Origin of the sequence: Mycoplasma sp. 888 (assembly GCF_035609225.1) — a bacterium.
Taxonomy (GTDB): Bacteria; Bacillota_I; Bacilli_A; order Mycoplasmatales; family Metamycoplasmataceae; genus Mycoplasmopsis.
On record NZ_CP141192.1, the window covers coordinates 669,472 to 695,016 of the forward strand.

Consider the following 25,545-nt stretch of genomic DNA (forward strand, 5'->3'; position numbering starts at 1 on the left):
AAAAATAAACGTGTCACATAATTGCTGTGGCACGTTTTACTATATAAATTAAAATTAGTTTTGTCTTTCAGGATATACAGAAACATACTTTCTGTTTCTTCTGCTTTCGTATTTTACGTATCCATCGATTTTTGAGAATAATGTATCGTCTCCACCACGACCAACATTTTGTCCTGGAAAAATTTTTGTTCCTCTTTGACGGTAAATGATTGATCCTGCTGTTGCAAATTGTCCATCACCTAATTTAGCACCTAAACGCTTACTATGAGAATCACGACCGTTACGGGTAGAACCACCGGCTTTCGTGTGTGCCATATTCTAATTACCCTTCGATTTTTGTAATTTTAACACGTGTGTAAGGTTGACGGTGTCCTAATTTTCTTTTGTGAGTAGACTTTGCATTGTGACGATATACAACAATTTTCTTTGCTTTTCCTTGTTTTTCGATTGTTCCATAAACTACAGCATTAGATAAGTAAGGTCTCCCTACTTTGTCGTTAACTAATAAAACTTTATCAAATTTAACTTCTGAGTTTTCTTGACCTTCAAGTTTTTCAACGAAGATTGTTTGACCTTCTTTAACTAAAAGTTGTTTTCCACCTGATTCGATAATTGCAAACATGCAATACCTCCAAAATGTGGCTCGTCTTTGAGGTGGCTTAAGCACTTAATGAACCTCTTTAGTACGGTTACAAATGTAACATGCTTATTATATAGTAATAAAGTAAAATTAGTAAGTTTTTTTAGTCTTAAAATATAGAAGTTATACAAAATTTCTTCAACGAAATGATGACTATAAATTGAAAAATTATGAATAATAATTTTTTTAAAATAATAAGTAGTTTTCAATTACGTTAGAAGTTTTCTTAACAGTATTATCTCATTTGAATTCTTGATCTTTGCCTTTAACTGAACCTGAATTTGATGTAAATGACTTAAATAAACCAAGAATAGATATTGCACCTTGAACTATTGATGGAATTAACGGAACTAAAGCAGCAAACGAAAAACCAGGTTGAATTTGTGAATACTTTTCTTTTTCTAGTGGTTTTAGATCATTAAGTTTCATAGTTAACCTCCTTTCATTTATATAGTAAAAATTGATCAAAAAAGAACAGTTTTTTTACTGTTCTACATAGTTTGTATTGAAATTACCAGAAACTTTAGCTATTTTTGAACAAGAAACTCAAACAGTAGGATCGATCATTTTTAAGTCAGAAATTAAGTTTTTTTCTTCTAGAAGAAGAATTGTAGTTTCGATTTTAATTGCCGTTTTACCTGTGTAACCTGATTTAAAACGTTCAATTCTGTAACTGTGTCAGTAGTTAATAAGTTTAAAGTAAGCAATAATTGTTTCTGGATTTGTTGAGATAATTGTTAAGTTTACTTTTTTATATTTAGGATACAACATAGCAACAACTAAATTTGTAACTATTAAGTATAAGAATGTTGAAAGTTCTCTCATTCCGAATAATTCACCATTTTGATTTGGACGAATGAATCCATAAATAAGCATAAATGTAACTGCTGTTATGAAACCGACAATAACAAGAATTGAACTAACACTTTTCTTATGTTTTGTAGAGAAGTAGTAAGCAATAATGTCTGTTCCGCCAGTTGAACCACCTGCTTTTCAAGAAATAGCTATCCCTGTACCAATAAATGCTGCTCCAAGACATCCATAAAGTAAAACGCCTCAGCTGATTCCATCTGAATATCAAGCTAATTGAGTTAATTGTTCAATTGAGTATTGACTATATTCGCTAAATTCTTTTGCTTTCTCTGTACTAAATGTGCTTGCATTTAATTTAAAATCAATTAATTCTTTTAAATTACCTTGCCCAGGTGTTGAAGCAACTTCGACAATTACTGTAGTATCTTTAATTGATGCATTATAGTTATCATAATCAATTGGTATTAAATTGATTTTTTCAAACAAGAATGAATGAACATGTTCTTCTGTGAAAATAAAGTTTGTTAATTGTAAACAAAGCATAAAGAATAAAGTTAATCCAATAAAACTGAACTTGACTTTTCTTCAAAATATAATAAACAAAGGTAAATTACAAGCAAAATAAATTAAAGCAAAATAGTTTCTTAAAATAGGAAATAAATATTGCAAGATTGTAGGAATTCCTGTAATTCCAGAAGGAATTGTGTCTGCTTTTGATAAAAAGATATGAATTCCAAAGTTAAAAATTAACGCTGATACAAAAATAAGCACTAGTTTTAATCAATATTTAGCTCAAAACGTCTTAAATATAAACTTACTTTCTTTTGAGTTGTTTAAATACTTTGCCATCTTGTATTTTAATTTTTCTTCTTCTTTTTGAATCTCAGCAGGATTGATTATCACTGATGAATTATTAGCATCCAAACTCATTGAAGTTTTATCAATAAGGTCAATTTTCTTTGATTTAAATTTGAAATAATTAGTAATTCAAGATGATTTTGGTGTGGTAGTTTTATTGCAATTTTGATTTGCAAAATTATCTTTATTCTTCATGAAAGATATTTTATATTATTATCTATTAAATAATTAAAAAATTCCTAGTCATGCAAGCAATTTTCTTATGATAATTAGAATTACAAAATAGACATAAAAACTGTAATTTTTAAGTGAAACTAAAACAGATAACAACTGCTTTGCAATATGTTAAAACGATATTTAGTATGAAAAAGATAAAAAGATAATTAGTTTTATATATTAAATATATTAATGAAAAAAGTGTTTATTTTAAATTAAAAAAGAATAAAAAAAGAAAAAAGACTTTATTGTTTATCTTTTTTCCTATTTAACTTGTTTATATTTAAAAGTTAAAATTTGCTTACTTATAGTGTGTTCGCTAATTGCTTGTATAAAATCTCCCACGTAAAAAGGTTGATTGAATGAATATTCTTTTTTATGATCATCTTTGTAATATTTTAAATCTTTTGCTTCAACGTCTAAAGCATAAATATTAACTGTATAAATATGATCTTGATCTGGTGGGTAGCAACCAAAATATAATAAAGAATCATCCATATTTTTTGCCGTAAAAGCTTCCGGTAAAATGCCACCTAAATTGCTATTAATTTTATTGTTTTTTATTAAAGTTTGATTAACTGAAGAATTATGCCCTTGTCATAATATATCATCACTATAAAAATAACTATTAGATTTTTTTCATTTACTATAGTCTAAGTATGATTGATTGGCTTCAATAAAATTATCTTTAATATTTAAAGCTACTCAGTGAATAAAAGGCATGCCAATAACTTTAGAAGCTGCAAAATCTTCAATTAAAATAGCATAAGATTTAGCATTATTTACTTTTGATCAGCTAAAATCAGGAGAGTAAGAAGCAAATAAGGTTTGATTAATATTATTTAATGCTCCAGCATGATCAGCTATATAACCATTTTCATTTATCATTGACGATTGCACAAAATTATTATTACCTAATTTTAACATTTTCTTCTCCTATTTATTTTTATATCAAAAATGATCTTCAATTTCGTCAATAATATAATCATGCATTTTTTCATATAACTCACTCAAATGAAAACCATTTTTCAAATCTAAATGATCTTTAGACAAAGCAACAATTTTTATTGTATATAAATGTGTATCGTCAGGAGGCATTGGTGGAAAATAATTACTTGCTTGTTTAAAAGTTTGCTTAAAAGCAGAAGGAATACATTCTATTAATACTCCTTGTTTATCTTGATTTAAACCTTCACATGTAGAATTAACACCTTGAACAATTGTAGTATCATTTAAATTTGCGCCTTGAATTAAAAAATTATTTTTTATATTAGCTACAATTCAATGAATAAATGGTTGCCCTATTACTCTTGAAGCTTCATAATCTAATAAAATCAAAGCATAAGATTTAGCTACAGGATTTTTTTCTCAAGATAAATCAAAATTTAGATAATGATTATTCTTTTTTTCTAAAGTGGAATGTTTTAAATATATTTTATTATCAAATTCTTCAAAATATGAAGAATTAATTTTTCTTTGGTATTTTTTTATTTGCATACATAAAAAATAACACAAAAATTAATAATAAAAAACTAAAAGTTTAAAACTTTTGATTTTTGTTTTTATTTATGAGTAATTTTCTTTCTTATAAAAAAAAGGGGATAAGATAATGCCTAATGTAAGAACTACTAAAGTTGAAGCGACTATTAATTGAGTAATATTATTTGAGGCTTTATCACTTTCAATATTATCTCTTAATTGATTACTACTTTTAATTCATTGTTTAATTTCTTCTAAAGTCTTATCTTTGGCTTGATCTAGAATATCTTGAGTTTTATCTTTATTATTTTGATATTCTTGATGAGTTTTATTATTAACTTTTTTCTTTAACTTCTTCATAAGCATTATTTAAATCAGTTAATGAATTTTGTAATTTTTTAATTTTCTCAATTTTAGTTTTAACAGTATCATAATTTTGTTGAACCAAAATTTCTTCTATTAATTGCTCTTTAGTTTTTTCACTTAAAGCACTATTATTTTGAATATTTTTAATAACATCAATTTGTTTTTTAATTTCATTTAAATATTTATTTGATTCAACTATTTGATCAATTAATTTTTTCTTAATTGAATTGTTAAGTTCGCTATTTTCTTTAATTTCTTTAAATTTATCAAAACATTGGATTAAATCATTTAATTGTTCATCAAATGTTGCGCTATTAGTATTTAAATCTTTAACTTTTGATTTTAGAGTTTCATTAGTTTTTTTCGTATGTTGCATCTTTAAAATCTAATACTTTTTTCTTTTTGATATTTTCTTTTAGTTTATTAAAGTTTACATCCTAAGTTTTCAAGTTTATAGTATAAAAAAACTAAAAGCGAACATTTAGAAACATTTAGAGAACATATTAATAAACAGATTAAATTATTAAATAAAAACAAAGCAAGAAGCTGATAAAAAAGATAGACTTTAATGTTCTATCTTTTTTACTTTAATTTTTATATGGTTTTTAAATGTTCTTTAAGACTTGTTATCTTGCATACACCCTATTTAAACAAATTAATTAACAATATTCACATTTAAAAGAAAATAATTTAATATAAACTCGCAAGCAATATTTAACAGAATTAATTATAATATTTATATTTAAAAACAAAATCACAATAAAAAACATACCTAAACTGGACACGAAATATGAATTATTCATATCTCGTGTCCCAGTTTATAGTTTGATTTTCTTATAATTTATTTATAAGAAGAAAAACAAATTATAAAAGGAGATTTAATTATGAAATTATTTAATAAATTAATTGGTTTAGGAGCAATTACTATTACTGGATTTTCTTACCTCGTTACTGTTTCTTGCAACGAGAAAACAACAGAAGAAACTTATGAAGAAAAAAGATTACAAGCAACAAAACAAGAAATACAAAATGAACAAGAAAAAATTATCGATGAAATAGAAGAAATAAACGATTTAAAAAAAGTTCTTAATGAAACAAAATTCACTGATTTAAGTGGGTTAAATCTAGTTCAAAAAGGAAATGAATATTTAGATTATTGAATGAATCATTGTTTAGAAAAACAAAAAATAATAGATAATAAAAAATTAACAGTGGATGAAAAATTCAATTTATTAATTGATAAGAATATAAAAATGAAATCTTTTAGAGGTTACAAAATAAGATTTGATTATTATATAAATAATAAAAAATTATTGATTAATAATATAGAAGACGAAAGAGAACAAGGAAAAATTGCAATTTCACTAATGCGTATTCTTGTTTAATTATGTAAAAGTAAAAGGAAACAAATTTAATAATAAAGTTAAACATTTTATTTAATTTAGATAACTCGAGTTTCCAAGTTAAAAAGAACTTGAAAACGAAAACACCTATTAAACTAGGACAAGAAAAGTAGACAGTTTTTTATTTTCTGTCTACTTTTCTTGTCCTAGTTTAACTTGATTTTTTTCTTGTTTTTTTGATAATATATATATTATATATTAAAATTTCAATAGTTAAAGCATCAAAGTTGTTTGGAGTTATATATGTTTAATGACGAAGTAATCTACATCAATTTTTTACAAAATAGTTTAGAAGAAGTTATAAATGATGTTAATAACAGATTGAATTTAATTGATTACAAACAACTAGCAAATATACCTGATGTTAAGCAAGAATCATGAGAAGATAAAACCCAAAAGAAAACAATTGGTGACATAATTTTTAATTCATTAAGAAAAAAATATCCACAAAAATCCTCATATGGGGATAATTTTGTTAATACCATTTTTAGAGAATTTTTAATGGATGTTCAAAATCACAACAATATTAGATCATTTAAATTGAGAATTTTAGACAATATTTCATTCAAAGATCAAGCAGGATCAGATAAATTTTTAGAATATTGAAAAAACTTTCAGTCTAACCCTAGAAATGGAATCTTTTTTAAAAATATTGTTTTGACAGTTAATTTCTCAAAAAAATTCATAGAAAGAAAAAAATGAAAACAAGATTCATGCAATTTATTTTTTAGTCTTAAATGAAATCCTGGAAATAAGTTTTACTTTACTTTAAATAAAATAACATTCATTAACGATTACACGAAATACAGAGAAGATCGAGAATTTGTTTTCGATCCTAAATCAGTTAAGTTTGTGACGCAAGAACAATACCCTCCAATCACAATCGATGTGATTAGAAGATATTACGAAACTGATTTAGGTGATATTTCATTTAAAAGAAATAATGATTTAGATTTTGATATTTTATTATCTCTTATTGATTTATTTATTAATAATGATATGAACAAAAGTGACTTAAGACCAAATAATTACTTAATGAACTTAACAGAAGAATATAAAGAATTGAAAATTGATGACGAAACAGAAGATAAAGAATATGTGGTGAAAAATCTACATTATTTAACTAAAACTAAACTTACTGATAATAAACAGGAATTTAGTTTACAACTTTTTTCATCTAAATCATTTTTTAGTAAAAACAAATTTATTTTCTTAAAACATCGTCCAGTGGAGAAAAAGAATATTCTAGATCGGATTGAAAATTCAATTCAAGATTTAAGTCATAAAATAGATGATAATCACTTTAAAGTATCAAAAATTTCTACACAAATCAATCAAATAGAAAAACAAATCACTAATTTTTAAATAGAAAGTGTGAAGTTAAAAACTCAAATTCAAGAAATTCAAAATAATATAAATCATTTTAAGAAACAAATCAAACACACTAAAAACTTAATAGAAGTTAAATCAAAAACATCAGAAGAGATAAAAAATACAAATAAGGAAATAAATGAAGATATTACAAAATATCAAAAAGAATTACATAAAGCAAAAGATTATCTTAATAATTTTGAAAATAAATTAAAAGAAATTAATGAGAATATATTGACTTTAAAAAATAACCTTTCTGTAAAAGAATCATCAAGAATCTCAATTAATAAAGAAATAAGTTTTTTTGATGAATTAAAATCGCACAAAAATCAATATAAGAATATGTTGGATTCATTCATAGATGAAAAAGAATTTAATTTATATGAAGTATCCTTAAAACTTAAAATTAACACAAGAACCGAAAGTGAAACTTTTTCATTCCCTTCACTACAAGATAAAGACAGATGTAAGCAATTCGGATATGATGCAAATAGAATGAAAACTTATTTTTGTGATTTCACAGATATAGGCTTTAAAGCGATAATGTCTAGATATAAATTTGCCTTAAGAAATACATTGCAAGGTTATTATAAAAATCCATCCATTATTCATAGTTTGCTTAAACCAAGCGAAATTGAGGCTGATACATTAGAAATCGTTAGTGAAGCAATTAAAAATTCAGGAATAATTAATAAATATAAATTAAATGAGAAACAAATTAAAGCAATTCAAATAATGGAATCTGCAAGAGATATAGCTTACATTCAAGGTCCTCCAGGTACAGGAAAGACTCAAGTTATCGCATCATTCATTGACTTACAAGTACAACAAGGTAATTCAATATTACTCACTTCATCAACTCATGAAGCAATTGAAAATGCACTAGAAAGAGTAAATAAACTTAATTCTAAAAATCCATCTATGATCATTATCAAAAAAGATAGATTAACTGATTTAGAAAACGAAAAATCTAGTTTCTCTGAGGGAAAAATATATAGCAATTTCTTAACAAAATTAAAAAATTGTTTTTCTGATTCTGATGATGAAAGTTATAAGGAATTTGAAAAATATAAAGGTAAATTAATACCTTGAGCGTTTCTTAGCAAATTAGGTGTAAAAGGTGAAGATTTAAAAAACTATAAATTTACAAACCAAGATAAAGATTTAATTAACAATTTTTTAGGGCATGACCAACATTACAATTTAAGTGATTTATTTATAAAAGAGACACAAAGATTTTTCGAAAGATGAAATGAACCCTTTAAGTTTCTCGATGAAAATTTAAACCCTGAATTAGAGTTAAAAATATGACCTATATTGACAGAATTATTTAGAAATAAAATTGTTGTATTAACATTCGATTCTCTAGTGCATTCAGTGCAAAATATTAGAAAAAAGAAATCTAATAAAAAATTAAATCAACTTGTTAATTCATATTTTGAGAAAAATCCTATCGAGGATATTGATAACAAAGTCATTAATGAAAAGAATAATCTTTTAGATTACATAAATGAAAATGAATTAGTCAATGTTTTAGGTATGACAACAACTTCTTCTAACAGTTTCACAATAAATGGAAAAACAAGAGATATTTTAAGTGACTATCCAATTGATGTAACTATTGTTGATGAAGTATCCAAAAGTTCTACACCTGAAATATTAACCAGAATTCTTGTTTCTAATAAAACTATACTTTGTGGAGATTACAAGCAATTACCTCCAAATGAAAAATTAAATGAAAACTTATTCAAAGAAAATATTGATAAATTACTAGAAGACCCTTTAAAATTCAAAGATAAATTTTTCAAATATTACAGTAAGAAAAAAGAGAACTATGAAGATCATTCACTATACATGAAATTAAATCTTGAAAAATACTTCGAAAAATTCTCACTATTCGAACGCTGAGATAGAGATAATTATGAAAATAGAATCATTTCTCGATTAAAAAATGATAAAGACTTTAAAGAAAAATTTAACGAACACATCTATAATCAAGTAGAAAAGATTTTTAACACTCCTTTATTCTTTAAACAAATTGAATATATAAAAAATAATTTGAGAAGTAGCAATAACACCAGTGAATATACATTTCTTAATAAACAACACAGATTTAATGAAACTATAATGCAACTGGTTAATAATTTTTACTTGTCTGATGAAAAATTAGAAATAGCTAATGATGACTTTGAATTTAATAAAAACCAACTCAAATTAATAAAAAATTCATCAAAAGATTTATTTTATGTTGATACATCATACTTAGCATCCAATTATCTAAAAACTCTTGAAAAATCGAATGTTTTTCTAAAAAATAAATGAGAAGGTTACGATTATAATGCTTTTGATCAACAATATGATTCTTGAATAGATTTCGATGATATTAAAAAACCTAGCTTGAAAAATAGTGGTTTATTAAATCAATATAATGCTTTCACCATTTTGAAAATAGTGCAACAAATTACTGAAAATAATAAAAATCAAAAAGAAAAGATAATAGACAAAATAGGAATTATCTGTTTAACAACAAATCAAAAGAAAGTTGTTTCTGCTATTTTGAAATCTAAAATTGACAATTTTAGTACTTACAAAATCAAAATAGATACAATCGATAACTTTCAAGGTAGAGAAAAAGAAATAGTAATTGTTGATTTTGTTAGAGCAAGAGATAGATTAGAAAATAAAAATAACCAATTAGTCTTATCAGATTCCTCATGAAGAAATATGAGTTTCTTAGAAGAAAATGAAAGGCTAAATGTAGCTGTAAGTAGGGCAAAAAAGGCACTTATACTAGTAGGTGCATTTGATTATTATCATCAAGAGATATCTGATAATAATTCCTTATTAGTTAAATATATAAAACATTTTAAAACCGTAAATAATCAAACTCAAATTGAAGTATTAGAAGGTCGTGAATTATGATAACCAAAAAATTTAAACATAGTTTTCAATTGCCTTGTATTAAAGCATCAAAAGAATTTTATTATTCTGAAAAAATATTTTTAGAACCAATAGAATGTATGCTTTTAATTATTCTAATCACTAATCAAAATGAGCGAATGGGAAATGTTTTACAAACCATTAAGACTAATATGAATTTATCAGATTCATTTGATGAATTCATATTACAGATATTGAATAAATTAAGAGTTGAAGAAACCATAAAACAAAGGAATGATGATTTAATATCTAATGAAACCCTTATTGGAGATATTATTCTAAACCCCAAAATAGAAAGTTATATTTTCAATGAAGAGTTCATAAAACTAGATACTAAAAAGAAATATTCTGATTTTGAATTATATTTCAATCCAATTTATGGAATTTCTTTTGCAAAAGATAAGAATAATTACGAGGAAAAACTTTCTACCGATAATGAAAAACATTTTTGAGAATTAATTTCAAATAAGGATGAAATTAAAAGAAAAATAAGTGAAGAAATTGATAATAAAATTAATGGAAGTAAAGAATTTAATAATGATCGCGTTTTTGTTTATGAGATTAATCCTAATCTTAAAAGTTTGGAACCAATTCTTTACAAAAATGAAAACAAACCATTACAACTAGAAATAGTTGAGGACGATAATAAAAATCTAGAGTTAAAATTATTATCCGATGATTCTATTGAATTATTCAAATACTTCCAAAATAGTAAAAATCAAATTTTTAATACAGAATGATTATTGAAACAGGTTTTTTCTTCTGAAATAGCAGACTTAAAATATGAGAGTAACTTAAATATTTTGGACTTTTACAAGGATAATCCAACAAAAAATATTAGAGACATTTTGCTTTGAAGAGAAAAAATAAGACAAACTCTATTCATAATGGAAAAATCAAATCTGACAATTATTAACAATACATTTAAAATAATTGGATTTACTAATCAAACTATAAAAATACTTAATCAGACTTTTGGTTTTAAATTTATGGGTTATAGAGACTTAAACGAAAAAGAAAACTCTTTATTGTTTAATTTATTAATAAGTGAAGACTTTTCAATTAAAAATATTGCTGAGGATTTTAAAACTGTATTAAATGATTTTATAGTTAAAAATACAGTCTTATTTAAGAATAATTTACAAAAATCTATATTTAAGCTATATGAGTTTAACATATTAAATACTAAAGAAATAAGTCAAATTATTGATAAAAATGCATTCATAAATGTGATTAATCAAAATCCTAGTTTATTAAATCAAATGGAGTTTAGAAATATCCTTTGAGAAATAATTAGCAATAATGATAGAGAAATATTAAGACAAATTCAATTTGAAAAAATTGAAAAGAACAATAAAAATGTTTTCGACTTATATTTAAAACAATTTGAGCGTCATATTATAAGTCTTAATCAAATTGGTTATTTATCAAAAACTCAATTTTATAAAGTGCTTGAAGAAAACAAAAGAGATGTAGATTTTTTTCTTAAAAATCAAAGTTTTCATAATTACGACATTCAATTACTTGAGGCTATATATTATAAACATGCTAAGTTAAAAGAAAATATAAGCAATAATTCAATAACAATCGCTGATTGAAATCATAAATTTTCTAAACAATATAATAATTTAGAGAAGATCATTGAAGAAAAATATAGAAAAGAAATCAATTTTATTACAAGTACTTTAAGACAAGAATTAGAAAAGGTTGTAAAAAAAGAAGTTGAGAATAAATTAAGTTTCAAAGATAAAATACAAAATAAAGAATTGCAAAAAGAAATATCTAGAAAATTCGGATTCAAGGAATTCAATGTGCAAAATATAGGAAATTGATGGTCTTATCTTTCTAATCTTATACATAACGAAAAAGGAAGTTTTGATGGGAAAAGAATTGAATATCATTTCCTTACAAAAGAATTTGCTCACTTACTACATTCACCAAATACGGAAGACTGACAAAAACAAATCTGAATTAAATTTAATGAAATAGATCCTAACAAAAGGGAGAAATAATATGTCGCATCAACAAATAATTTATGTCGATTTTACAGAATCTCATAAAAATGATCTTTTAAGAATTTGTGAAGATGGAATTAAAAATTTAAGTGACTATTCTGTTAAAACACAGAATAGCAATTTAAAAGCTGTTTTGGAAGATAAAATAAATTCAATAACTGAAATTGTTTAAAAAATAGAAAATAATGAATATCAATTGAGTGTAGCACGAAATACAAACCAATTTACAATTAATAACCTTCTAAACGAAAAAACTGAAACATTAAGCAAGGAAATAAATAATATTATTTCATCCTTATCTAATGAACAATTAGAAAAGATCATCTCTTTCCAATCTGAAACAGTTAACATTTTTGCTTTAGTACAAAATATGGAGATGTTGTTAATCAAGGAATAGAAGAGTTACAATCGAAAAATCTAAGTATAAATAATGAAAACTTAATTGAATATATAAAACAAATAAATATTCAAAATGCGAATAAACAACAATTGCTTGAATTTAAGAAAAATATGCAAAATAAAATAAAATCAACATTTCCAAATGATCAAGTAACTCAATTTCAAATGATTCAAATACTTAGAAACAGTATTAAAACATATCAGCAAATGAACGATTTTTCTAGCTGATTAGAAAGGAAGAAAGACACATATCCAAGAATAATGAGTCTTTTTAAAACTATTTCTAAAAGACTTTTCGAATATGAAAATTTCACTTTAATTTCAATAAAAGGTCAATTAAGAGATGCAAAAGTAAAAGATGGTTTTTTATCAATAACACAATCATATAAAAATAAATATGGTGAAATCATTGATATAAATATCAATGAAGAAATGAAAATTAATTACAAAATAGGTAATGATTATGAAAGACATGCTTGTGAACAAACTTCAGAACAAATTTTAAAAGCACTAGAAGAAAATAAACAACTCAAAATTATTAACATAAAGAGATTAAGAGAATTTTATGGTGCTAGTTACAAGCAAAATGCTGTTAGAAAGTCAATTTCATCCGGAAAGCAGAGAGGTAAACAATGAGTTTAAAATCTTCACTTTATGAATCACTCAAATATAAGATAAATAGCAAAAATATAATCATATTTAAAGGAAATGTTGATGAAACAATTTTTCCTAAAATATTAGGAATTGATTTTCCTAAATCAAAAAAGAACTTTTTGGATTCAGAAGCAATCAGCTTTAAAGAATATATAGCTTTATATCTATATCAAAATGGTTATGATAATATTCATTACTTTTCAAGTAACTTAAATAAATTCATTATCGAAGAAGGTATTTTCAAACCAATAAATGATGTTGATAAAAATTGAGAAAATAGTAATCAACAAAATCAAAATGAATTTATTTTAGGTGGAGATGATGACTTTCCAGATTATAATGAAAATTTTGATGAAGGAAATGCTCAAACAGAGAATGTTCACTCATTGAATAGATTTATCGAAAAAATCGAGAATACTATCGAGAAGTTAATTATAGACACTCAAAACAACAATTTAGGTAAATTAAATCATGCCTACATAATTGATTTATCAGAATTTATAATTAGTGAAAGAAATACTCAATTAAATTTAGATGATATTTCTAGATTAATAAATCTTTTCACTTCATTCTTTAACTCAAGAATAATAAATATTCTTACTAGAAAACTCAAACTAATTTTCATTGTTAAGAATGATGAAATATTCTCATCAATTTTACTTAATAAAAGTAGCGAAATTTTAACTCATATCATCGAATTTCCAGATAGAAAGGAAAGAGAAGTATTCATAAATAAAATTCAAAGTTCCTATGGATTAATTAGTGATAATCCAGAAAGAACAATGGAAGATATTAATTATGCAATTAGCATAACTGATGGATTTTCAATCAGAGAAATTCTTCAATTTGCGAAAGTGAAAAATCAACTTTCTGATGATGATAGCAAGAATGTCGATAGTTTTAAATCACTATATAGATTAGTTAAATTTCACAAAAAAGATTCTGAATGAGAAAAAATGGATTTTAATAAAATTGAAAATCTAGAAGCATTCTTTAGTAATAGAATTAAAGGACAAAATAGAGCAATTAGAAAAGTTAAAGAGACAATTATTCGTTCTTTTTTAGGACTACAAGGAATTCAGCAAAATAATGACTCTTATTCATTAAAACCAAGAGGTGTTCTATTTTTAGTTGGACCTACAGGTGTCGGTAAAACCGAGTTAGCTAAGACACTTTCTGAATTTGTTTTTGGAGATGAGAAGAAAATAATTCGTTTTGATATGTCTGAATATAATCATGAAGAATCAGATCAAAAATTAATTGGAGCACCTCCAGGTTACATTGGTTATGAAGCTGGTGGTAAATTAATAAATGAAGTTATTTCAAAACCTTTTTCAATTTTGCTTTTTGATGAAATAGAAAAAGCAAATGGTAAGATTTTGGATAAATTCTTGCAAATTTTGGAAGATGGTTGTTTAACATCCTCTAAAGGTGAGCTTGCAGATTTTTCAGAAACATTCATAATTTTCACTTCAAACTTAGGAGCTTCTAATGTTGATCCTAATTTCAGTGAAGAGGAAGTTTATAAACATTTTAAAAATGCTGTAACTGACTATTTTGTTAATAAATTAAATAGACCAGAAATTCTTAATAGGATAGGAATTAAAAACATCGTTCCATTCAATTTAATTAAGGATAAAGAAATAATTAAATCTATTTGTCAATCTAAATTAGAAATCATTTCTAGAAATTTACAGAAACAAAAAAGTATCATTTTGAAAAGCAAAGATCAAGAAGATATGGATAATTTAATTGAATTTATTTTAAATAATTCAGACAAAACAATGGGAGCTAGAGGTCTTGTAAACACTATTGAAACTATTTTTATAGATAGACTTAGTTCATTTATGTTTGCTAATTGAAATGATAATCTATCAAAAGCTAATAAGGATAATCTAAAATATATTAGATACTCAGTTAAAAACAATAAACTAATTTTCGAAATTCATTAATTATAAAAACAAAAACACCTCGCGACAATTATTGAGGTGTTTTTTATTTAATACATTTATTTACTTAAATATTTTTGTAAGTATTCTTTATTTTTTTCAAAAACTACAGGTTCATTTTTTGATAAGTAGTATGTCCCTAGTTTTTTAAGTAAAACAATATTTGAAATTGCTTGAACACCGAATTGGTTAGCTTTTTCTCCAAAAATAGTGAATAATTTTTGTCTTTCTTCTTCCATTTCACTGTATTCAATTTTAATTCCTAACTTCTTGTTGAATAACATAGTTCAGAAGTAGTTCATAATTGTAGATTTAACAACTTCTCTTTTATCTCCTGCGAAGTCTTCTTTAAATCTAAATTCTTTCATATCGTTTTCAATTAATTCATTATCAATTTCAAGTAATTGATTAAATTCTTTTAATAATTGACCTAAAATGTTTTCACCATAAGCAAAAACAGAATCATTAACAATTTGTTCTAAAATAGTTTTTTCGACATATTTTCTAACATCATCCATATTTTGAATTTGATCGATATTTAATAAATGAACATTTTCTGCAGTAATTGGCATTTCTTTAATTTCAACAATTTGAATTGGTTTGACTAAAAAGTCTCTTCCTCCATAATTTACAATAACAACTTCTCCTAAATTTGCACCAATCAATTGTTTTTCAAATTGATGCTCACTTTCAGGATTTGCAATAATTTGATACTTTTCAAATTTAACTTCTTCCATATCTGCAGGTTTAGTTTCAATGATTACATTATCATTAGTTTCAACTACATTTCTATCAACATTAAGTTTAAACTTGTAACCTGAAATAAATAAGTTATAAAACTCATCAATTTTTGCATTATAATCATTTGATAATAATTTAAATGCTTCAGGTTTAATATCTAAATTGTATTTTTTAAGATCATCTTCATAAAAAACTTTTAATTTAAATGAAAAATCTTCAATTGTGAATTTAACATCTTGTGGAACTGGTAAAAATGTAATTTTATCTGCATCTTTAAGATTAATTTCTTCCATTAATTTTTGTTTAACTGAATCAATATAAACGTTTGATGCTGACGATAAAATAAGTTTTTGATCAATTTTCTGACCTTCTCTTTTATTTGATTCTAAGTAACTTAAAACATTATTTTGTACAGTTAATCATTCTTTTTTATCAACTGTGAATTCTCTAATTTCGAACTTCATAATTTCACCTCAATATATTAATATTTTAATTATATACAAATATAATAATAATGTGTCTGAAAATTTAGCAAATAACTTACTAATTTGCTTATTTTATTTAAAACTTTTTATAAGCTATATAATTTAAAAATATGAAAATACCTGCTACAAAAAATGAAATAAAAGACTACATTATTGAGCTTACAAATGAGTTAAATAAACTCAACCACGCTTACTATAATTTAGATAAACCACTTGTTGATGATTTTGTTTACGATAGTAAATTAAGAGAACTTGAGGAACTTGAAATTAAGTATCCTGAGTTTATTCAAGAAGATTCTCCAACAACTAAAATTGGTGGTATTCCAAGTTTAAATTTCTCTAAATATACTCATCAAAAACCAATGCTTTCACTAGCTAAAGCATATTCACAAGAAGAAGTTAATGATTTTATTAAAAATGCTACAGCACCTATAAATTCATCACAAATTAACTTCAATCTTGAACCTAAAATTGATGGTTTATCAATCTCATTAATTTACAAGGATGGTAAATTGGCAAACTCAGTAACTCGTGGAGATGGTAAAGTCGGTGAGGATGTTACTAAAAATGCTCTAATCATCAAAAGCATTCCTAAAACAATTAATTATCTAAAACCAATTGAAATAAGAGGGGAAATTTATATTAACAAATCTAAATTCCTTGAAATTAATGAACAATTAAAAGAAGAATTCGAAGAGAAGAAACTTGAATTTATTAATAAAACTTGACCAGCTTATTTAGCTAAATTAGACGATTACAGTAATGGTAAAATCAAAACACTCCCAAAGGAACCAAAAGAACCTACAGAAGATTATTTTGCTAATACCAGAAATATGGCAGCAGGCACTTTAAGACAGAAAAATGGTAAATTAATCATTCAGAGAGATCTTCAAATCATTATGTATGATATTGTAGATCCTTTGGAGCACGGACTAAAAGAACAATCACAGATTGTTGATTTCCTAAAATCGTTAACCTTACCTACACATCAATATCACTATGTAGAAAAAAACTTTCAATCAATAATCAAAAGAATTAATGAGTTTGAATTAATTAAAGATTCATTTGAATATGACTGTGATGGTTTTGTCATTAAACTGAATCAACTTGAATATTGAGATTTATTAGGTAAAACTGCTAAATTCCCTAGATATGCAATTGCATATAAATATAAAACCGAAGAAGCATATCCAATTATTAAAAAGATAGTAGCTACAGTTGGTAGAACCGGAAAAATAACTTATGTAGCAAGTTTTGACCCCGTTGAGTTAGTTCAAACAACAGTTTCAAACGCAACACTTCACAACTATGATTTTATTTCTAATATGAACATAAACATAGGTGACCAAGTTGTTTTAATTAAATCTGGTGAAATTATTCCTAAAATTATTGAGTTAAAAACTAAATACACAAAATCAATTTTCCCTAAGATTCTAAATTGTCCTTCTTGTAATTCAGTTTTAGTTGAATACCCAGGAATTGTTGATCAATTTTGCGAAAATCCGAATTGTTATGAAAAATTAACTAGAAATTTATCATTCTTTGTTTCTAGAGATGCACTTAACATTGTTTCATTAAGTGAAAAGACACTTAACTTCTTCTTTGATAAAGGTTGAATTACAGACCAATATTCGATTTTCAATCTAAAAGATAAAGCTGAGGAAATTCTTGAATTCTTCAAAGAAAATTCATCAAATTCTGATGTTAAAATCAAGATTGCTAATAAAAGATTAAGCAACATTTTAGTGTCTATTGAAAAGGCAAAAAATGTTGAATTACATAAAGCTCTATTTGCTTTAGGAATAAAAAATATAGGTCTAGTAGTTGCGAAAATGATTTCAGAAAAATTAACAAAACTTTCAGACCTATTCGAAATTAACCTTGATGAATACCTTTTAATTAATTCAATTGGACCTGAAATAGTTCAATCGCTTAAAGATTTTGTTACAGATAATAAAAATAAAGAATTGATACAAAAATTAGATAGTGTGTTAATTTACAAATCATCAAATAATGAACCTAAATCAGACAAACTTAAAAATCAAGCTTTTGTAATTACAGGCACGCATTCAATTTCTAGAGATGAACTTTCAAAAATAATTGAGCAAAATGGAGGAACTGTTTCATCTTCAATTTCAAGCAAAACAAATTACTTAGTTGCTGGAGAAAATGTTGGAGCAACTAAATTTGATAAAGCAAATAAATTAAATGTTCCAATTATAAGTGAGCAAGACTTATATGAAATGATTAAATAGCACTTGTAAACTGGGACACTAAAAATGGACAGAAGGTTTAATTAGACATAATAACACCTCAATGTTGTTGGGTGTTTTTCAATCTAATTTTGATTGAATTCTTTCATTATTGTATCAAAAAATAAACTCATTAATTATTTTGCTAAGATCATCAAAAGTTATCTGAGTTATATCAATTAATTTTAAACATTCAGACTTTAAAATGGAAAAGAAATATTCTGCTTCTCTGTTGTCTAGAGAGTTGCCAACTCTCCCCATTGAAACAATGCCATTATTTTTAGATATTGTTTGCAAATAATCTTTAGATGAATATTGGAAACCATGGTCTGAATGTGCTATTCATTGTTTGTTCAATTTTATTTTTGACATGTGTTTCATAACTAAATCTAAATCATTTATTTTTGACAAATTGTAATTTACAATAAATTTACTTTTGTGGTCAATGGCAATTGACAAAAAACAAAATTGTTTTCACAATCTTTTGGTGCTGTAATATATGTAACATCTGTTGCGATTATTTGGTTGGTTTTTCCGCTGTAATCACGTTTTACAAGGTCTACAAATTTAACATTTGTGTTTTTTCTTTCTCTATCTTTTTTCTTTCTTCTAATTAAACAATATAATTGCAATCTATTCATAATTCTGCCAATAGTCCTATAATTAAGCAAAATCTGATATTTTTGTTTGATGTAATTTTCTAATCTTTTTCTTCCAAATATACATTTATTCTTTTTAAAAGCTTCTAATATTAATTCATCATTTTTATGATCAATTTTTTTGGTTTTAGATTTTTGCTCTTTGCTTTTTCAATTATGAATTGTTGATTTTGATCTGTTAAATATAATCGCTAATTTTCTAGTTGAAACAGAAGTTTTTTTGATTTTAGATATATCAACATCAAAGTTATTCCTATCGAATGAATCTTTAAAAATTTCCAAAATTTCAATCAATTGTTCTTTTGGCATTTTTTCTCATTCTTTTTTAACAATATCCATTGGTGTAATTTTTAATTTTTTAGGTCTCCCAAATCCTTTGCCTTTTTTAGGAGATTTACCTGTTTGTGATATTAGATTTGTCATTCCTAAATTATATCTTTTATATTTCTCTAAAAAATTCCTCTTCGAATATATAAATTTTTTGTCAAAAAAGCTAACACCTCTTATCGCTCGATATTTAATTTCAAAATCATTTTTTGACATTAAACTCTTCTTATAATCATCATAGTCTGAAAAAAGTTCTAGTCATTGTTCTTGTTTTAGTTGTTTCATAATAACTCCTTAATATAAAAAACACAAAATACGGTTTTGTCCATATTTTGTGTCCCAGTTTACTTGTTGCTATTTTTTATACAAAAAAACCAGTCATTATAACTGGTTTTATATACAATAAGGTATTGTGATTAAATTATTTGTTCTTTTTGATTTCTTTAAGACGAGCACTTTTTCCACTAAGATTTCTCATATAGTAAAGTCTTTTTCTTCTAACTTTGTTTGAACGAACTACTTCGATATGTGGGATTAAAGGTGAGTTAACTGGGAATGTTCTTTCAACACCAATTCCGTAAGAAATTTTTCTAACTGTGAACATTTCTCTTGTACCTGATTCTTTTTTACTGATTACTAAACCTTCAAAAATTTGAATACGTTCTTTTTCACCTTCACGAATACATACGTGAACTTTAACATTGTCTCCTGTTTTGAATTTAGGTAAGTCTGTACGTAATTGTGAGTGTTCTACTAACTCTAATAATCTATTTCTCATTTTTAATTATCCTTTCATAAAGGTCAGGTCTATTCTTTTTAGTTTTTTCTAAACTAGCCTGCTCTTTTCATTCTTTAATTTTCTTATGGTCTCCATTAAGCAATACTTCAGGTACTAAGTAACCTTTGTATTCTCTTGGCCTTGTATATTGTGGATGTTCTAATAAACCTATACCTTGGAAAGATTCATTTTGATGTGATTCATCTCTAATAGCTCCTGGAAGTAATCTGATAATACTATCAGCCATTACCATTGATGGTAACTCTCCTCCTGTAAGTACGTAATCACCTATTGATAATTCAATATCAACAAAATTAAGTACTCTTTCATCAAACCCTTCATACCTTCCAGCAATGAAAGTGATTTGATCCTTTTTAGATAATTCCTCTGCTATTTCTTGAGTGAATTGTTTACCTTGTGGAGAAACTAAAATTCTATATCCGCCGTTATTTTCTAAACTTTCTAAAGCTAAGTCAATTGGTTCTACTTGTAAAAGTAGCCCGTGACCACCACCATAAATCTCATCATCAACTTTTCTATGTTTATCTTTAGAAAAGTCTCTGAAATCAACCACATTAAATTCCACTAGTCCTTTTTCTTTAACTAAGTTAACAATACTTTCATTAACAAAAGGTTCATAGTATCTAGGGAATAAAGTAAGAAAATTAATTTTCATTATTTTTTAAGTTCTGAAGTTAATTTGTGAGCTCTAAATAAGTTAGCAACAGTAATTGTAGGTTGTGCACCTTGTTTTAATCATTTAGCAGTTAATTCTTTGTTTAAAACAAATTCTTTAGAAGATGGATTGTAGTGCCCTAAAGCTTCGATAAATTTACCATCACGTGGTGATCTTGCGTCAGCCACAACAATTTTGTATACTGGTCTGAACTTGTCACCCATTCTTTTTAATCTAATTTTAACCATTTTTACCTCCTTAATTAAGTGTAAAGCGCTAGTGCTTTACAGCTATATAAATTTAGATATATTATAATATAAAAAAAATAAATCACACACATTTTTTTACGTATGATTCATAGACCTAAAAATTAAATAATTCTTGTTGCAATGTACCCAAATGGTAAGTAATTTGGATACACAATATTTACAATTAAGAATGATAATATTGCTAATATAACCAATAAAGAAATTAAATCAATTCAAGATTGTTTAATTTTTCTATATTTAGTTCTCTTAGCATATGGATCGTATCCTCTTGTTTCCATAGAGTTAGCTAAATCTTCAGCTTTTGAGAATGATGAAACAAATAAAGGAATAATCAATGTAGTAAATGCATCAATTTTTTCCTTAATATTCCCATGCTTGAAGTCTACCCCACGTGATGATTGTGCTTTAATAATTCTATTTGATTCATCAATTAATGTTGGTATGAATCTAAGTGCTATTGAAACAATCATCGCAATAACGTGTGTAGGTACAAAAATGAATTTAAATGGATATAAAAGATCTTCAATTGCTTTTGTTAATAATATTGGTCTTGTTGTGTTTGTTAACAATGTAGTAATTAAAATCATTGTGTAAATTCTTAAAAATAAACTCAATGTTTTATTGACATTATCTAATGAAACACCATATTGAACTTTTTGCATAAGAGCATTTGAATGCTCACCTTTAAAAACAGATAACACACCATTTGTGTCTATTATTGAGTTATAAAAAGTTTTGCTTGCTGAAGTGTTAAAACTTCAGAATCCATTCGTCCAGTAAGCTTGAGCTAACCTATTTACATCTTGATGATCTTTTAAATATGATTTGTTTAACATATTAACAACATCATTATGTACTGTTTCGTTTGTTACAGTATACAAGTTGACTGCAAAAATTACAACAGACACAAATATAGGTAACTTAAGCATTTTAAGTAATGGTCTTACTCTTTTATTTGTGTAAATATACATAATAATAAGAGGTAAAAGTAAGATAACCATATCAATGAAATATCTAACCATAAATACCATTACAATATAAACTATAACCATAAGCAACTTAAATCTAGGATCTAATTTATATAAAAATCCATCGCCTGGAATGTAACGTCCAAACACACTTTTCATTACACTCCCTTCTTACTTTCTATATGTTTATTAATATAGAAAGCCAATTGTTCTTCTGATGTTACTTTCGGTATATCTACACCTCTTTTTCTTAATTTATTAGCAAACTCTAATAAATGTGGTGGTTGAAGATTGTTTTCCTTTAAAAACTCAACATCATTTAAAACACCATAAGGTTCACCATCATTAACAATTTGTCCATTTTTCATAAGTAAAATACGTTTTGAGTATTTTAAAATGTTATCTAAATCATGAGTTACATTGATGATAGTTTTACCTGATTTATGTAAGTTATTAAGAATTTCTAAAATTTCATCAACACCTTGAGGATCAAGTCCAGCCGTAGGTTCATCAACGACTAAGAAATCAGGTTCCATTGCTAGAATTCCAGCAAGAGCAACTCTTCTTTTTTGTCCTCCACTCAGTTCAAAAGGGCTTCTTTCTAAATATTCTTCACCTAATCCAACAAGTTTTAAACATTCTCTAGCTTTTTCATAAGCTTTAATTTTTGGAACACCATAAGCCATAGGACCAAATGCAATATCCTCAATTATTGTTCCTTTAAATAACTGATATTCTGCAAATTGAAAAGCTATAGCAACTCTTTGCCTAATTTTTTTAGGGATAGATCTTAATGATTTAATTTTGTTTTTGTAGGTTTGTTGAGTCACAAAATCTTCAACATATTTAAGCTCATTAATTTTCATTAATGTCTCAGAGTTAGCATCAAATTCATTTTTGAACAATCCAACTTCTTTACTAAATGAAAATTTAAACTTGTTTTTAAGTTTTGATTTTCTTTCAGTTTGATGCTGATTGTATTCTTCACTAAATTTGTTGTAAGCCATTTTGTATTCTTTTTTATAGATTTTTTCTAACTCTTTAATTTGCTTATTATTAGCTTTAATTTTCTTTTTAATTTGAGTACTTTTTTCTTTAAGTTCTGCTTTATATTTAGGATCTTTTTTATCAGAATATTTTTTGTCTAATGAAACTAATAGTTTTGATAGTTCATAGTCATATGTTCTTCTAATATTATCCTTATAAACTCATTCGATTACTCCATTTGTAGGTTCTAGTAATCTATTTAAATGTTCGATTAATGTAGTTTTTCCTGAACCAGTAGCACCTATAATTCCAACATATTCACCTTGTTTAATTGTTACAGATACATCTTTTAATGCAGTAAATTCTCAAGGAGTCTTTACACTAAATGTATGAGTTAATTTTTTTACTTTTATTTGCATATTTCTTCTATTAACTCACTTTCATTGTATGTTGGTTCAATTCCATTAATCATTGTGCTCATTCTATAAACAAATGGAGATTCAATTTTCGCTATTTCAATAATTTCTTGGTTCTTTAATATTTCTTTCGGTGAGCCAGCTGCAATTAATTTTCCTTTAGCAAAAACTAAACATTTATCAGCTAAAATAGCTTCGTCCATATCGTGTGTGATTGAGATCAAGGTTTTATCTTTTTGTTCTTTAATTTCCTTGATTATTTGAATAACACTTGACTTACCTTTTGGATCAAGCATTGATGTAACTTCATCAAAAATAATAACATCAGGATTTAAAGCTAAAATTGCAGCAATAGCAACTCTTTGTTTTTGTCCACCACTTAAGCTTTCAGGTTCTCTTTCAAGTAAATTCTCCATATCAACTTTTGTTGCATATTTTCTAACCAACTTATGCATTTCTTCGTGTGGAATGTTTCTGTTTTCTAATCCAAATGCAATATCATCTTCAACACTAGAACCTACAAACTGGTTATCTGGATTTTGGAAAATAATCCCAATTTTCTTTCTAATCTTAAGTAAATTCTCTTTTGAATATTCGATTCCATCAATGCTAATTGAACCACTTTGAGGTTTAAGTAAAGTTACAAGCACCTTTGATAAAGTACTTTTACCTGAACCATTATGTCCTAATATAGCAACATACTCGCCTTTTTCAATAGAAAAAGAAACATTTTTCAATGCTGGTTGAGTGTCTGCTTCTCTATATCTGAATGTAATGTTATCTACCTTAATCATAATTATAATTTTAATAAAAAAGCAATATTTTGATAGCTTTCTTATGCAAAATTATTATTTTTAATAAATTCAATTTATTTAACTAATTTCTCACTTTTGAAGCTATAAAATATTGTGCTTTATCCTTAAATCCTAACTTTTTGTATATGTTGCCGATTTTTTCCTCTGTGTAATATAAAACCGGTTCAAGATTATCATTCAATATATCTTTACATAGTAGTGAAACTAAATGTGAAGCTAAACCTAAACCTCTAAATTCTGAATTTGTTGCTACTCCTCAAATTACTGCGTTTTTTGAATTTGTATAAACAACACAAGCGTGAGAAATTACTTTTTTATCCTTTAAAGCTATATAACCATAGTTTAGGCTATTTTTTAAAACATATTTCCTATAAAAATCAACTCAATGATTTCTTGAGTTTGGGTAAAAATTTTCTTCTTCAAGGAATTTTTTGATTTCATCAAAATCAGATAAATTAACTCTTTTAATTATTAGCTTTTTATCTAATATTTCTTCTTTTGCATCACTAAAAACGAAATCATCTTTATCTAATGTAGCAATAGTTTGATTGTAAATTTCATAATTATTAAGATTACTAATATGATTGATTAAATTCAAGCAAGCATCACCATAAGTTATTACAGCTGGTGAAAAATCTGAAAGTAAATTAATAATTTTCTCCACATTTTCTTTTTTGTAATTTACGTTAGATATAAATGCAGAATATGCATCATTTTTAAAAGTGTTAATGACTAATCCTTTTTCAAAATAGGAAATAGAATCACCATTTTCTAATTTATTTTCCAATAAGTCATTTTCATATAGAAAGATATAGTAATTATTTACAAATCATTCTTCTTTTAATAAATCTAAAGTCATAAAACTCTCCAATTGACAAATTTCAGTTAATTATATCACTACGAATTTTACTTTTATAACTTGTAGAGTGTAAAAAAAGTACAATTATGTATCTAATTCTTTCTTGATGTGGGTAAGTTGTCCTGTTGAATGAACTTTTGTTGTTTCGTCAAATGTTGTTATTCCTAATTTAATCATTTTAATTTCTTCTTAATTTTCAATTTTCTTTAA

The 25,545-nt window shown here is 25.3% G+C and carries 26 protein-coding genes; 8 read left to right on the forward strand and 18 right to left on the reverse strand.

The genetic code is table 4. The annotated features are described in order from the left end of the window. Positions 1-54: 54 nt before the first annotated feature. The 8 genes from rpmA to U5U50_RS03080 form a co-directional block, all read right to left on the reverse strand. Entirely contained in the window at positions 55-315 is a 261-nt protein-coding gene (rpmA, locus tag U5U50_RS03045; protein ID WP_257089078.1) for a 50S ribosomal protein L27, read from the reverse strand. A 7-nt stretch (positions 316-322) separates the two neighbouring features. Continuing rightward, positions 323-622 carry a 50S ribosomal protein L21 gene (gene rplU / locus U5U50_RS03050; protein ID WP_257089080.1) on the reverse strand — a complete coding sequence of 100 codons (300 nt, stop codon included), beginning with the start codon at positions 620-622 and terminating at the stop codon, positions 323-325. A gap of 204 nt (positions 623-826) precedes the next feature. Next, on the reverse strand, positions 827-1,069 hold the full coding sequence (locus U5U50_RS03055) for a hypothetical protein (RefSeq protein WP_323176736.1): 243 nt from the start codon (positions 1,067-1,069) through the stop codon (positions 827-829). 54 nt (positions 1,070-1,123) lie between these two features. Then, positions 1,124-2,506, reverse strand: coding sequence for a YitT family protein (locus U5U50_RS03060; RefSeq protein ID WP_324672685.1), 1,383 nt, complete (start codon positions 2,504-2,506; stop codon positions 1,124-1,126). Positions 2,507-2,791: 285 nt separating this feature from the next. Continuing rightward, on the reverse strand, positions 2,792-3,454 hold the full coding sequence (locus U5U50_RS03065) for a YbhB/YbcL family Raf kinase inhibitor-like protein (RefSeq protein WP_324672687.1): 663 nt from the start codon (positions 3,452-3,454) through the stop codon (positions 2,792-2,794). Between the two features lie 9 nt (positions 3,455-3,463). Further along, a complete protein-coding gene (locus tag U5U50_RS03070; RefSeq protein ID WP_324672689.1) occupies positions 3,464-4,024 on the reverse strand; it encodes a YbhB/YbcL family Raf kinase inhibitor-like protein in 561 nt (186 codons plus the stop codon). A gap of 69 nt (positions 4,025-4,093) precedes the next feature. Further along, a complete protein-coding gene (locus U5U50_RS03075; protein WP_324672691.1) occupies positions 4,094-4,366 on the reverse strand; it encodes a hypothetical protein in 273 nt (90 codons plus the stop codon). Continuing rightward, positions 4,341-4,748 carry a hypothetical protein gene (locus U5U50_RS03080; RefSeq protein WP_324672693.1) on the reverse strand — a complete coding sequence of 136 codons (408 nt, stop codon included), beginning with the start codon at positions 4,746-4,748 and terminating at the stop codon, positions 4,341-4,343. Before U5U50_RS03080 ends, U5U50_RS03075 begins: the two co-directional genes overlap by 26 nt. Before the next feature lie 508 nt (positions 4,749-5,256). Between U5U50_RS03080 and U5U50_RS03085 the strand changes: the two genes are divergently transcribed. The 7 genes from U5U50_RS03085 (at position 5,257) to U5U50_RS03115 (ending at position 15,106) form a co-directional block, all read left to right on the forward strand. Beyond that, positions 5,257-5,757, forward strand: a complete 501-nt coding sequence (locus U5U50_RS03085; RefSeq protein WP_324672695.1) for a hypothetical protein — start codon at positions 5,257-5,259, stop codon at positions 5,755-5,757. A 261-nt stretch (positions 5,758-6,018) separates the two neighbouring features. Continuing rightward, complete coding sequence (locus U5U50_RS03090; protein ID WP_324672697.1) at positions 6,019-7,140, forward strand: hypothetical protein; 1,122 nt, start codon at positions 6,019-6,021, stop codon at positions 7,138-7,140. Between the two features lie 9 nt (positions 7,141-7,149). Continuing rightward, a complete protein-coding gene (locus U5U50_RS03095; protein WP_324672699.1) occupies positions 7,150-10,071 on the forward strand; it encodes an AAA domain-containing protein in 2,922 nt (973 codons plus the stop codon). Positions 10,072-10,166: 95 nt separating this feature from the next. Continuing rightward, positions 10,167-12,098 (forward strand): hypothetical protein, encoded by a 1,932-nt coding sequence (locus U5U50_RS03100; protein ID WP_324672701.1) that lies wholly within the window; start codon positions 10,167-10,169, stop codon positions 12,096-12,098. A gap of 1 nt (position 12,099) precedes the next feature. Then, a complete protein-coding gene (locus tag U5U50_RS03105; protein ID WP_324672703.1) occupies positions 12,100-12,273 on the forward strand; it encodes a hypothetical protein in 174 nt (57 codons plus the stop codon). Between the two features lie 338 nt (positions 12,274-12,611). Beyond that, positions 12,612-13,142, forward strand: a complete 531-nt coding sequence (locus U5U50_RS03110) for a hypothetical protein (RefSeq protein ID WP_324672705.1) — start codon at positions 12,612-12,614, stop codon at positions 13,140-13,142. Beyond that, complete coding sequence (locus tag U5U50_RS03115; RefSeq protein WP_324672707.1) at positions 13,133-15,106, forward strand: AAA family ATPase; 1,974 nt, start codon at positions 13,133-13,135, stop codon at positions 15,104-15,106. Before U5U50_RS03110 ends, U5U50_RS03115 begins: the two co-directional genes overlap by 10 nt. Before the next feature lie 56 nt (positions 15,107-15,162). Here U5U50_RS03115 and U5U50_RS03120 read toward each other — a convergent pair whose 3' ends face one another. Then, positions 15,163-16,308, reverse strand: a complete 1,146-nt coding sequence (locus U5U50_RS03120) for a trigger factor-related chaperone (protein WP_324672709.1) — start codon at positions 16,306-16,308, stop codon at positions 15,163-15,165. Positions 16,309-16,439: 131 nt separating this feature from the next. Here U5U50_RS03120 and ligA point away from each other — a divergent pair, with 131 nt between their 5' ends. Then, a complete protein-coding gene (gene ligA, locus U5U50_RS03125) occupies positions 16,440-18,584 on the forward strand; it encodes an NAD-dependent DNA ligase LigA (RefSeq protein WP_324672711.1) in 2,145 nt (714 codons plus the stop codon). Positions 18,585-18,602: 18 nt separating this feature from the next. On the opposite strand, the gene U5U50_RS03130 is transcribed toward ligA, so the two are convergent. The 9 genes from U5U50_RS03130 to U5U50_RS03170 all read right to left on the reverse strand — a co-directional run bounded on the left by U5U50_RS03130 (position 18,603) and on the right by U5U50_RS03170 (position 25,335). Next, positions 18,603-18,953: an IS3 family transposase gene (locus tag U5U50_RS03130; RefSeq protein WP_324672713.1), complete on the reverse strand. Its 351-nt coding sequence runs from the start codon at positions 18,951-18,953 to the stop codon at positions 18,603-18,605. A 47-nt stretch (positions 18,954-19,000) separates the two neighbouring features. Continuing rightward, positions 19,001-19,852 (reverse strand): IS3 family transposase, encoded by an 852-nt coding sequence (locus U5U50_RS03135; RefSeq protein WP_324672716.1) that lies wholly within the window; start codon positions 19,850-19,852, stop codon positions 19,001-19,003. Between the two features lie 136 nt (positions 19,853-19,988). Then, positions 19,989-20,345, reverse strand: a complete 357-nt coding sequence (gene rplS, locus U5U50_RS03140) for a 50S ribosomal protein L19 (RefSeq protein WP_324672718.1) — start codon at positions 20,343-20,345, stop codon at positions 19,989-19,991. Further along, a complete protein-coding gene (gene trmD / locus U5U50_RS03145; protein WP_324672720.1) occupies positions 20,335-21,021 on the reverse strand; it encodes a tRNA (guanosine(37)-N1)-methyltransferase TrmD in 687 nt (228 codons plus the stop codon). Before trmD ends, rplS begins: the two co-directional genes overlap by 11 nt. Beyond that, a complete protein-coding gene (rpsP, locus tag U5U50_RS03150) occupies positions 21,021-21,269 on the reverse strand; it encodes a 30S ribosomal protein S16 (RefSeq protein ID WP_257089094.1) in 249 nt (82 codons plus the stop codon). The genes trmD and rpsP overlap by 1 nt, the downstream gene beginning before the upstream one ends. 122 nt (positions 21,270-21,391) lie before the next feature. Then, the gene (locus U5U50_RS03155; RefSeq protein ID WP_324672722.1) at positions 21,392-22,417 is read right to left on the reverse strand and encodes an energy-coupling factor transporter transmembrane component T; all 1,026 of its coding nucleotides are present in this window, start codon (positions 22,415-22,417) and stop codon (positions 21,392-21,394) included. Next, complete coding sequence (locus tag U5U50_RS03160) at positions 22,417-23,664, reverse strand: ATP-binding cassette domain-containing protein (protein WP_324672724.1); 1,248 nt, start codon at positions 23,662-23,664, stop codon at positions 22,417-22,419. The genes U5U50_RS03155 and U5U50_RS03160 overlap by 1 nt, the downstream gene beginning before the upstream one ends. Next, on the reverse strand, positions 23,655-24,455 hold the full coding sequence (locus tag U5U50_RS03165) for an energy-coupling factor transporter ATPase (RefSeq protein ID WP_324672726.1): 801 nt from the start codon (positions 24,453-24,455) through the stop codon (positions 23,655-23,657). The genes U5U50_RS03160 and U5U50_RS03165 overlap by 10 nt, the downstream gene beginning before the upstream one ends. 82 nt (positions 24,456-24,537) lie before the next feature. Further along, positions 24,538-25,335, reverse strand: coding sequence for a GNAT family N-acetyltransferase (locus U5U50_RS03170; protein WP_324672728.1), 798 nt, complete (start codon positions 25,333-25,335; stop codon positions 24,538-24,540). Between the last annotated feature and the right edge of the window lie 210 nt (positions 25,336-25,545).